Origin of the sequence: Candidatus Clostridium helianthi (genome assembly GCF_045310795.1) — a bacterium.
Classification (GTDB): Bacteria; Bacillota; Clostridia; order Clostridiales; family Clostridiaceae; genus Clostridium; species Clostridium helianthi.
In genome coordinates this window covers 265,706-277,995 of the sequence record NZ_JBJIAB010000002.1, presented here as the reverse complement: position 1 = coordinate 277,995, position 12,290 = coordinate 265,706, and the positions used below count along the sequence as shown (strand labels likewise).

The window sequence follows — 12,290 nt, the reverse complement described above, 5'->3', positions numbered from 1 at the left end:
TTGAAAAATGTTTCTAATAGTATAAAACAGGTAATGGTAGTTTTTTTGTTTTGCTTTGTAGCTCTTATCTCGTATATTGCATATTTTCAAGTTTTTTCGGCGCCTACTATAGCTGAAAGTGAAGGTAATCAAAGGCTTTGGGCAAGAAGAAATGAAGTTTTGAGGGGAACCATATATGATAGAAATAAAAATCCGCTTACAACAAGTGCAAGGGTAGATGCTTTAACACAAAAAAGAACTTATGTTAACGGAGATTTATATGTTCACGCTCTAGGATATGTAGATCCAAGATATGGATTGACAGGATTAGAGGCAAACTATGATAGTGAGTTAACCACATACAACAAACTTACTAACAATATTTTAAATCTAACTAAAGATTTTAGTATGGATAAGTTAAAATCAATGTTTAAGAATAGAAAAGAAGATGAGGTTAAAGTTGGGAATGGTGTTATAACTACATTAGATCCAACACTTCAAAAAATAGCATACGATGCACTTGGAAGTAATAAGGGTGCAGTGGTAGCCTTAAATCCAAAAACAGGAGAAGTATTAGCTATGGTTTCTAAGCCAACATATAATCCAAATGATTTGGAAGGCTCAATGAAAGCTTCTAATGAAGATAGCCCGTTTATAAATAGGGCAGTATCAGGAAAATACCCGCCAGGATCAACATTTAAAACAGTAACTCTTAGTAGCGCATTAGAAAATATGCCTGGAATTACAAATAGAACTTTTAATGATACTGGTAAAATAGTATTTAATGATAAACAATCATTAAGTAATGATAATGGAGAAGTTAATGGTGAAATAGATTTAAAGGATGCCTATAGATTATCAAGTAATTTTGTATTTGGTACATTGGCAATGGAGCTAGGAAATGATAAGTTAAAAGCTACTGCGGAGAAGTTTGGTTTTAATAATACAGTAGAATCTGATGGATTTAAAATAGATCAGAGTCAATTTCCAAAGTTATCTAAAGCTGAAATTGGTAGCATAGCTCAATCTGGGATTGGCCAAAGTAGTATTTTAGCTACGCCTATGGAGATGGCTTTGGTTGCAAGTACAGTTGCTGATGATGGTAAGATGATGGAGCCAAGACTCGTTAGTCAAGTGGTGGATAAGGACGGTAATGTAGTTAAGACAGTGGAACCAAAGGTGAATAAACAAGTTATAAGTTCAGCCAATGCTGCAATTATAAAAGACTATATGAAAAATTTAGTTGACTCAAGAATCGACTCTACTTGGAGTTATTTCCAAGGAACTGATGCAGCAGGTAAGACTGGGACAGCTGATTATAATCTTGCTAATGGAGAAAGCGCTAAACCTCATTCATGGTTTATTGGGCTTGCACCAGCAAGTAATCCTAAGATTGCAGTTGCTGTAATAGTTGAAAATGGAGGATACGGAGCGAGTGCAGCGGCACCGATAGCAGGAAAATTAATTAGGCAAGCAGTTATTGGAAATTAAAATTAAATATGGTAGATAAAAAGTGAATAGTTATTGGAGAACCGTTAAAATTTCTTAAAAGTACTGAATTGGAAATAATAAAAGGATTTTCCTTAAACTCTTCACTTTTTTATATTTGAATTTATAGGAAGGAGTGTTGGAATGTTTGATTTTAAAGCCCAATTAAAAATTCTACCAAATGAACCAGGGGTTTATTTAATGAAAAACTCACTTGGAGAGATTATCTATGTGGGAAAAGCAAAAATATTGAAAAATAGAGTGCGCCAATACTTTCAAAATTCTAAAAATCATTCAGAAAAAGTAAAGGCAATGGTTAAAAATATTGCTGAGTTTGAATACATAGTAACAGATTCTGAAATGGAAGCTTTAATATTAGAGTGCAATCTAATAAAAAAGTATAGCCCTAAATATAATATTTCACTAAAAGATGATAAATTTTATCCATTCATAAAAGTGACTACTAATGAGGATTTTCCTAGAGTTTTTATAACAAGAAATTATGCCAAGGATGGAAATAAATATTTTGGGCCGTATCCAAATGCAGGGGATGTACATGAAACAATAAACTTGATTAGAAGAATTTTTCCATTAAGAACTTGTAAAAAATCTATTATAGAAGGCGAAAAGCCGACAAGAGCATGTTTGAATTATCATATAAAAAAATGTAATGCACCATGTGAAGGGCGTATTTCTAAAATTGAATACAAAAAAATGATAGATGAAATAATGGAAGTTTTAAGTGGGAAAGATAGGAGCCTTTTAAATAAGTTAAAAGAAGAAATGCAAGGTGCATCAGGAAATTTAGAATTTGAGAAAGCTGCATCCTTAAGAGATAAAATAATTGCTATAGAAAATATAGCAGAGAAACAAAAGGTGTTTAAATCTCAAGAGAATGATGAAGACTTTATTAATATCTATAAAGATGAGAAAGATTGCTGTATTCAAGTATTCTTTTTAAGGGATGGAAAAATAACTGGAAGAGAACATTTTATGATTGAAAATAGTTCCCATGAGGAAGATACAACAATAATTTCGCAATTTATAATTTCATTTTATGGAGGAACACCAAAAGTTCCAAAGAATATATACATTCCGGAAAGTGATGAAATTGAAGCGTTGGAAGAATTTTTAAGCATAAAGCGTGGCTCAAGGGTCTTCGTTAAGGTGCCAATAAAAGGCGAGAAAAAAGAGATGTTGGAGCTAGTTAAAAATAATGCGAAAGTCACTTTAGATCAATTTAAGGACAAGATTTTGAGAGATAAAGAGATAAATATGATTTCGTTAAAGGAAATTCAAGAATTATTAGAACTTGATACTATACCGCTTAGAATTGAAGCTTACGATATATCCAACATACAAGGGGTAGATTCTGTTGGGTCAATGATTGTATTTGAGAATGGTAAAGCTAAGAATAGTGATTATAGAAGATTTCGTATAAAAACTGTAAAAAGTGCTAATGATTATGATAGTATGAGAGAAATCTTAGAACGAAGATTCACTCATGGATTAAAAGAGATTAAAGAGATTCAAAATAAAGAAATTAAATTTTCTAGTGGAAAGTTTTCAAATTTTCCAGATTTGATTATGATGGATGGTGGAAAAGGTCAGGTAAATATAGCTCTTGAAGTATTAGATAAATTAGGAATAGATATACCTGTATGTGGGTTGGTTAAAGATGATTATCACGCAACTAGAGGGATTATTTATAATAATAATGAATTAATAATAAATAGAAATTCTAATTTGATGCAAATGATAAGAAGAATTCAGGATGAAGTTCATAGATTCGCGATAACTTACCACAGAAGCTTAAGGGATAAGAGAACACTACATTCAATATTAGATGATATACCTAATATTGGACAGAAGAGAAGAATGTCTCTTTTAATGAAGTTTGGAAGTATCGATAATATTAAAAAAGCTACATTAGACGAACTTCTTGAGGCAGAATCAATTGATACGAAAGCAGCTAATAGTATATTAGAGTATTTCAAAAATACAAAATAAGAGAAATTAGGTTGGGGTATCTCAACCTAATTTTTAGCCTTAGATTATTGTACCAATGCTGTATAATTAAAATACATTATGTTATTTTTTGAATATATATTAAAAACATGAACAAAATAAATAAATTATGCTATAATAGTACGGAATAAAAATTTACTTGTCTTAGATTAATATTTAAATTATTCTATATCATGTAAACAAAAAGCAGATTAATATAAATGTTTGAGGAGTTTTGGCATGAAGCACTATGGAGAATATAAGAATTTGTTCAGCAAATTATACGAAGAGTCACAAATTCAATTAGATGCGAAAATGAGTGAACATATATACTTTAAAGTTGGAGGACCAGTAGACATACTTCTAACTCCAAACAGTATACAACAGGTAAAAGAAACTATCACTATTTGTAAAGAAAATAATATACCATTTTATGTAATAGGAAATGGGTCTAATATCTTAGTTAAAGATGGTGGTATTAGAGGTGTTGTTATAAAGTTATGCGAGCTCAATAAAATAGAATGTATAGGTAACAAGATTATTGCAGAATGTGGAGCATTACTTAAAGATGTTTCGAAGGCAGCTACAGAAGGATCACTAGCAGGATTTCAATTTGCTTGTGGTATTCCGGGTAGCGTAGGTGGAGCTGTATTTATGAATGCAGGAGCTTATGACGGAGAAATTTCATTTGTTATTGAAAGTGCAGAAGTACTTGATGACAATCAAGAAATTAGAATAATTCATAAGTCAGAGTTGAATTTAGGATATAGACAGTCTGTAGTTATGCAAAAGGGATATATAGTATTACGCGCAACTTTTAATTTAGTTAATGGTGATAAAGAAAAAATTCAAGCTAGAGTTGATGAATTAACTAAAAGGAGAGAAGAAAGACAGCCGTTAGAGTATCCTTCAGCAGGTAGTACATTTAAAAGACCAGAGGGCTATTTCGCAGGAAAATTAATTGAGGATGCAGGATTAAAGGGATTTGCTATCGGTGGAGCGTGTGTTTCAGAGAAGCATGCTGGATTTGTTATTAATTATAAGAACGGAACAGCTAAGGATGTATTAGATGTAATATGTCATGTTAGAGATGAAGTGAAAAAACAATTTGGAGTAGATTTATATCCTGAAGTTAGAATTTGGGGTGAAGATTAAGCATTTTAGTGACTACATTAGTTTTGAAACTATGAATAAAAATAGAAGTTGAAGATGTTAAATATATCTATAAAATAAACACTAAATTATATAAAACTCAAGAGTTTAGAGACTTTTGGGTTTTTTATGATTTAATTATAATAATATGATATAATTTTGATGTTAAGATAAATTAGAAGTAATAGTTGTGCCTAGAAAACGTCTTTGGCAAAAGGGAGTGTGTAGTATGAGATTTGTTATTGTTACAGGATTATCAGGAGCAGGAAAGACACAAGCAACAAGAACATTGGAGGATTTGGGATATTTTTGTGTTGATAACCTTCCACCAAAGTTAATCTCTAAGTTTGCAGAAGTATGCACGCAAAGTGGCGGAAATATTGAAAAAGTAGCATTAGTTATAGATATTAGAGGCGGAATTTTCTTTGATGATTTTTTTGAAGCCCTAAATTACTTAAAGAAAAATGAATTTAAATACGAAATATTATTTCTAGAAGCAACTGATGAAGTGCTTATTAAGAGATTTAAGGAGACAAGGAGAAGTCATCCATTATCTCCAGATGGAAGAGTTTTGACTGGGATTAATCAGGAAAGAGAAAAATTAAGAGAAGTTAAAAATATAGCTGATATTATCATTGATACATCTAAATACGAAATAAGGCATTTGAGAGAAAAAATAAACAAGAATTATGGAGATCATACTTATCCCGAAAAGCAATTATCAATTACTGTATTAAGCTTTGGGTTTAAATATGGAATACCAGTGGATTCAGATTTGGTTTTTGATGTTAGATTTATACCAAATCCATTTTATATACCTGAATTAAAGCAGTATTCTGGTAATGATGAACCAGTTAAAGATTATGTCTTAAAACAAGAGGAGACTGTGAATTTTATAGAAAAGTTAGTAGATATGCTAAAGTACTTAATACCTAATTATATAAAAGAAGGAAAGAGTCAATTAATTATATCTATAGGATGTACAGGTGGAAGACATCGTTCAGTTGCAATAGCAAATGAAGTTTATGAAAGATTAAATAAAGAAAACTATAATTCTAAAATAGAGCATAGAGATGTAGCTGAAGATCTTCATAAAGGAGAAAAGAAGCTATGAGGATAAAAGATTGGCTTAAGGCTGGAATTAAAGTGAAACGATGGCTAGCGTTCGGTATTTTCGGAATATTATTAATATCGTTTGGATTTACAGAACTAGTTAACCATAGGGTTTACAATTTATATTACCAAGTTTTTTATGTGTTCTTAAATATTACAGGAATATTTGTTTTATATATATCAATTACTGAAACGATGAAATCAATAATTGCATTAGTAAATAGAGGCTATATCAAAGTGTCCCTAGATAGTAGAAAAATTGAAAGCCTAATATATGAAAAAAGATTATTAGTAAAAGGGCCTAAGATAGTTGTAATTGGTGGAGGAACCGGTTTATCTACAATGCTTCGAGGGTTGAAGTACTATACATCAAATATAACTGCAATAGTTACGGTTGGAGATGATGGCGGCGGATCTGGAGATTTAAGAGAAGATTTGGGAATGTTACCTCCGGGAGATATAAGAAACTGTATTTTGGCATTAGCTGATACAGAGCCAATAATGGAGGATCTACTTCAGTATAGATTTGCTGATGGAAGATTAAAGAATCAAAGTTTTGGAAATTTATTCTTAGCAGCTATGGCTGGAATATCTGATAACTTTGAGGAAGCAGTTCAGAAAATGAGTTCTGTATTAGCTGTAACAGGTAAAGTTATACCTGTTACTTTGGATAATATGCAATTGGTTGCAAAATTACAAAATGGTAACATAGTAAAAGGTGAATCACAAATTCCCGAAGAGGCTATTGAACAAAAATCTAGAATAGAAGAATTGAAAATAGTTCCTGAGAATGCAAAAGCCCTTCCGGAGGCATTAGAAGCCATAAAGGAAGCAGATGCTATAGTTATGGGGCCGGGTAGCCTATATACAAGTATAACTTCTAATTTGCTTGTTAAAGACATTGCAAAAGAAGTTAGGAAGAGTAGTGCTATCAAAATATATATTTCAAATATAATGACTCAACCTGGAGAGACTACAGGTTTTAAAGTATCAGACCACTTAAAGGTTTTATTCAAATATGGTGGGAAAGATATTGTTGATTATGTAATTGCTAATACAGGAGAAATAACAGAGGAACTAAAAGAAAAATATCAAAAAGATGGTGCAGATCTTGTTAAGTTAGATAGAGAAGATATTAATAGTCTAGGTGTAAAAATAGTCGGTGATGATTTAGTAAAAGTTAAAAATGGATTAGTTAAGCATGATTCAGATAAATTGGCAGAAATATTAGTGGATACAATAATGGAAAAGAAACTTTTATATGATAAGAAAAAGATAATAGAATATATGTATTTATCGCAACGTATTAAAGAAAGAGTCAGAGAAGAAAAAGGAAAAGTAATTGATTAATTAAACTATAAGAAAATTTATAGATAAGGAAGGAAACAGAATGTCATTTTCATCTAAAGTTAAAGGAGAGATATGCAGATATATAGATATTTCGAAGGAAGAGGCGTTAGCAGAAATATCGGCTATTATGAAGGTTAGTGGTACATTAGCTTTTAGTGGAAGTGGACTTAGTTTTAAAATGACCACAGAAAACCCAGCTAGTGCTAGATTAATTTTTACACTTTTAAAGGATCATTTTAATATACATTCGAAGTTAATGGTAAAAAAGAGTAACTCTTTAAAGAAGAATAATATCTATATGGTAGTAATTTCTGAAGAAATGGGTGTTAGAGGATTATTAAGCGATACTGGAATACTCAAAGAAATTGATGGAATAATGAGCTTGGACTATAGAATAGAGGAGTATATTTTTAAAGATGAAGATATAAAAAGAGCATATATAAGAGGAGCGTTTATCGGCGGAGGAAGCATAAGTAATCCAGAAAAAACTTATCATCTAGAATTTGTAACGCACAGTGAAGAATATGCAAAAGATTTATCGAATTTAATCAATACTTTCAGTTTAAATTCTAAGGTTATACAAAGAAAAAATAGCTTCATAGTATATATCAAAGAAGGGGAACAAATAGTAGATTTGCTTAATGTAATAGGAGCTCATTCATCGCTTTTAGAGATTGAAAATATAAGAATAATGAAAGAAATGAGAAATAATGTAAATAGACTTGTAAATTGTGAGACAGCAAATCTTTCTAAAACTGTAAATGCAGCAGTAAGACAGGTTGAAAGCATAAAACTTATTCAATCACAGATTGGGCTGCAAAGATTGCCAGATAATTTAAGAGAAATTGCAGAGCTTAGATTGAATTATCCAGATGAATCTCTGAAGGAATTAGGAGAAATGCTAGATCCTCCAGTAGGAAAATCGGGAATAAATCATAGATTAAGAAAAATAGAAAAGATAGCAGAGGAATTACGAACAAGCAAATAATAAAATTAAAGGGAGAGGATGTTATGTTTACACACATTGTATTATTTAAATTGAAGGAAGCAACAACAGAAAATTTAAAGTTTGTAGAAAAGACTTTATTATCTATGAATGGAATGATCAAGGAATTAAAGCAGCTAGAAGTAGGGATAGACGTAATAAAAAGTGATAGAAGTTATGATGTTGGAATTATAACAAGGTTTGATAATAAGGAAGATTATTTATCGTATGACGTGAATGAATTTCATGTTGAAAAAGTTAAAAAGGTTATAGGGCCATATATGGAAGACAGTAAAACTTTAGATTTCTAAATAACATATGGTTTAAGATTTATAGTTTGGTTAGAAAAATTCTAAATAAACTGTAAATTTTAAACTTTAAATTAACTGTAATTTAAAGAGGAGGTGAGGATAATGGAAGAAAAACAATTTTGTCATTTACATTTGCATACAGAATATAGTTTGCTTGATGGATCAGGGAAAATAGGAAAGCTCATGAAGAAGGCAAAAGAATTGGGCATGAAGAGTATTGCTATTACTGATCATGGAGTTTTATATGGGCTTGTAGATTTCTATAAGGCAGCAAAAGAAAATGATATAAAACCTATTTTAGGATGTGAAGTTTATGTTGTACCAAAATCTAGACATATAAAGCAGCCAGACAAAGAAAATTCAACTTACCATTTGGTTTTATTAGTAAAGAATCAAATTGGATATGAAAATCTAATGAAAATAGTATCAGTTGCATCTATTGAAGGATTTTATTATAAGCCAAGAATAGATTATGAATATTTAAGAAAACATAGTGAAGGGTTAATTGCTTTGAGTGCTTGTTTAGGCGGTGAAGTACAATCTTACCATCTTAAAGGTAATTATGAAAAAGCAAAAGAGACAGCCTTAACATACAAAGAAATTTTTAACGGTGACTTTTATATTGAGTTACAAAATCATGGAATGGAAGAACAAAAGAGAGTAAATGAAGAAAATATAAAATTATCTAATGAAACTGGTATACCACTAGTTGCTACTAATGATGTTCACTACATAAGTAAGGAAGATTCTAAATCACATGATGTACTAATGTGTATACAAACAGCTAAAACCATTGATGATCCTCATAGAAGAAGATATCCTTCAGATCAGTTTTATTTAAAATCAGCAGATGAAATGTGGGATATGTTTTCCTATGTTCCTGAGGCTTTGGAGAACACCATTAAGATAGCCGATGAGTGTAGCTATGAATATAAGTTTCACGAATCTAAGCTTCCAAAATTTCCGCTAGAAGAAGGCCAAGATCCTTATGACTATCTTAGAGATACTTGCTATAAAGGTCTGATAGATAGATATAGTGTATTTGAAAATCTTAGAAATCAGAGTTTGGACTATAGTAAAATTGAAGAAGTAGTAGCAAATTATGAAGAAGCTAAAGAATATGTTGATAGATTAGAATATGAGCTTCAAGTAATAAAGCAAATGGGATATATTGATTACTTTTTGATTGTATGGGATTTTGTTAGATTTTCTTATGAAAGTGGAATACCTACAGGTCCAGGTAGAGGATCTGCAGCAGGTTCAATAGTTGCATATACGTTAGGAATTACAAAAATAGATCCGATTAAGTATAGTTTAATCTTTGAGCGTTTCTTAAATCCAGAGAGAGTATCCATGCCTGATATCGATAGTGATTTTTGTTATGAAAGAAGACAAGAAGTCATTGATTATGTAGTTGAGAAGTATGGAGCAAGCAATGTTTCGCAGATAATAACGTTTGGTACAATGGCAGCTAGACTATGTATACGAGATGTTGGAAGAGCTATGAATTATAGTTATGCAGAGGTTGATAGAATAGCTAAGATGATACCAACAATGCTTGGAATAACTATAGAGAAGGCGTTAGACTTAAATCCAGAGCTTAAATTAGCCTATGATACAGATGAAAGAGTAAAGGCGTTAATAGATGTTTCAAAGGATTTAGAGGGACTTCCAAGGCATTCTTCTACTCATGCTGCTGGTGTTGTTATAGCATCAAAGCCACTAGTTGAATATGTTCCACTACAGAAGAATGAAGAAATGATAGTAACCCAATTTGGAATGACAACATTGGAAGAGCTTGGGCTGCTTAAGATGGATTTCTTAGGACTTAGAACATTAACGGTTATGAATGATGCTATAAATATGATTAGAGAAAATAGAAGGATAGATATTGATTTAGATAAAATAGATTTTGAAGATAAAGAAGTATATAAAATGATAGGGGAAGGCAAGACTGCTGGAGTATTCCAGCTTGAATCGCCAGGAATGACTTCATTCATGAAGGAATTAAAACCTGATTCATTGGAAGATATCATTGCGGGAATATCGCTCTATAGACCAGGACCTATGGCTGAAATTCCTAGATACATAGAAGGAAAGAAAAATCCAGAAAAAGTTACGTATTTAACTAAAGAATTAGAGCCTATATTAAGTGTTACGTATGGATGTTTAGTATATCAGGAGCAAGTAATGCAGGCTGTTAGAGATTTAGCTGGATACTCCATGGGACGTAGTGATATGGTTAGAAGAGCTATGTCAAAGAAAAAACATAAGGTCATGGAGGAAGAAAGAAAAAATTTCATTCATGGTATTGTTGAAAATGATGAAGTAATAGTGCCAGGATGTGTGAGAAATGGAATTTCAGAGGAAATAGCTAATAAAATTTTCGATTCTATGATGGACTTTGCTTCGTATGCATTTAATAAATCTCATGCAGCAGCATATGCAGTTGTTGGATATCAAACAGCATATCTTATGAAGTACTATCCAGTAGAGATGATTGCAGCAATGCTTAATTCAATCATGGGAATCAGTGAAAAGGTAGCATACTATATCGGCATAGCAGAAGAACTTGGAATACAAGTTTTACCACCTAATATAAACGAAAGCTTTTCTAAATTCACTGTTAAAGAGAACAAGATTAGATTTGGATTAGCAGCTATAAAGAATGTTGGAACTAATGTTGTAGAAAGCATAGTGAAAGCAAGAGAAGAAAAGGGCAAATTTGAATCGTTAGTGGATTTTATAAATAAAATGGATCCATCATCAATAAATAAGCGTGCAGTTGAATGTTTAATAAAGGCTGGGGCTCTAGATGATTTTGATGTTTTTAGATCTAAGATGTTAGCTGTTCATGAAAAATTAATTGATAATATATCTAGTGATAAGAGAAGAAATATTGATGGTCAAATAAGCTTATTTGCAAGTGAAGAATTAAAAAATCCAGAAGTAAACTATCCTAATATTAAGGAATTTACTAAGCGTAATTTATTAGCTATGGAAAAGGAAATGACGGGGCTTTATATCACTGGGCATCCTCTAGATGACTATGCTCAAAGTCTGAAAATGCAGACCACAAATGAGATTTCTAAAATATTTTTAGTACAGGAAACTTTAGATGATTCTTTAGAGAGCGATATGGGCGAGATTAATATATTTAACAGGCAGGATGCATTACAAGATAATGATAGAGTAATCCTTGGAGGAATACTTGCTAGTGTTAATCAAAAGGTAACAAGAAATAATTCTATAATGGCATTTCTAAAACTTGAAGACTTAACTGGAACGATTGAAGTAATAGTGTTCCCTAAAACTTTGGAGAAAGTAAAAGAATTATGCGTAACAGATAGTCTGGTAATAGTTAAGGGAAGATTAAGCTTGAAAGAAGATGAACCACCAAAACTTATTTGTGAAAGTATAGAACCTTTAGAGAAGGTCAATACTTCAAAGGTATATTTAAGAGTTGATGATAAGGTGGCAGCTACTGTTTTAAGTAAAAAATTAAAAGAATTATTGATAAAGGAATATATTGGAGATACGCCTATTTATATATTTGAGAGCCAAGGAAAACAAAAGTTCAGGGTGCCAAGAGATAGATGGATTTCCCTAGATAGTGATGTTATGAATTTATTGAGACAAACTTTAGGAGATGAGAATGTTAAGGTATTAGATTCATAATTAGAAACGAGATGCGATTAAAAATTTAGTAAATATACAAATGAAAAATATTACAAAAATTAATATCACAAAAATTATATTATTTTATATAAATTTATCGATTATTGGTTATAATAGAGAAGACAAATTACGTTCATTGTTTTATAACACTAAAACTATTATAAAAATGCAGTTACTATCCTTGTTATAAATGAAGATAGCTTATATGAAAAAATATGATATTTAGC

The 12,290-nt window shown here is 31.1% G+C and carries 8 protein-coding genes; all 8 read left to right on the top strand.

What is annotated here, in order from left to right:
• The 8 genes from ACJDTP_RS02865 (at nt 1) to ACJDTP_RS02830 (ending at nt 12,063) form a co-directional block, all read left to right on the top strand.
• On the top strand, nt 1-1,470 hold the full coding sequence (locus ACJDTP_RS02865) for a peptidoglycan D,D-transpeptidase FtsI family protein (protein WP_077837798.1): 1,470 nt from the start codon (nt 1-3) through the stop codon (nt 1,468-1,470).
• 141 nt (nt 1,471-1,611) lie between these two features.
• Nucleotides 1,612-3,477, top strand: coding sequence for an excinuclease ABC subunit UvrC (uvrC, locus tag ACJDTP_RS02860; RefSeq protein ID WP_077842491.1), 1,866 nt, complete (start codon nt 1,612-1,614; stop codon nt 3,475-3,477).
• Nucleotides 3,478-3,714: 237 nt separating this feature from the next.
• Nucleotides 3,715-4,629 carry a UDP-N-acetylmuramate dehydrogenase gene (gene murB / locus ACJDTP_RS02855; protein WP_103698070.1) on the top strand — a complete coding sequence of 305 codons (915 nt, stop codon included), beginning with the start codon at nt 3,715-3,717 and terminating at the stop codon, nt 4,627-4,629.
• Nucleotides 4,630-4,855: 226 nt separating this feature from the next.
• Nucleotides 4,856-5,740 (top strand): RNase adapter RapZ, encoded by an 885-nt coding sequence (gene rapZ, locus ACJDTP_RS02850; protein ID WP_406760456.1) that lies wholly within the window; start codon nt 4,856-4,858, stop codon nt 5,738-5,740.
• The gene (locus ACJDTP_RS02845) at nt 5,737-7,089 is read left to right on the top strand and encodes a gluconeogenesis factor YvcK family protein (RefSeq protein WP_077837795.1); all 1,353 of its coding nucleotides are present in this window, start codon (nt 5,737-5,739) and stop codon (nt 7,087-7,089) included. Before rapZ ends, ACJDTP_RS02845 begins: the two co-directional genes overlap by 4 nt.
• A 40-nt stretch (nt 7,090-7,129) precedes the next feature.
• Nucleotides 7,130-8,077, top strand: a complete 948-nt coding sequence (gene whiA, locus ACJDTP_RS02840) for a DNA-binding protein WhiA (protein WP_017212227.1) — start codon at nt 7,130-7,132, stop codon at nt 8,075-8,077.
• A 23-nt stretch (nt 8,078-8,100) separates the two neighbouring features.
• Entirely contained in the window at nt 8,101-8,385 is a 285-nt protein-coding gene (locus tag ACJDTP_RS02835; RefSeq protein WP_078114203.1) for a Dabb family protein, read from the top strand.
• A 102-nt stretch (nt 8,386-8,487) separates the two neighbouring features.
• Nucleotides 8,488-12,063 (top strand): DNA polymerase III subunit alpha, encoded by a 3,576-nt coding sequence (locus ACJDTP_RS02830; protein ID WP_406760455.1) that lies wholly within the window; start codon nt 8,488-8,490, stop codon nt 12,061-12,063.
• The last annotated feature ends 227 nt before the right edge of the window (nt 12,064-12,290 follow it).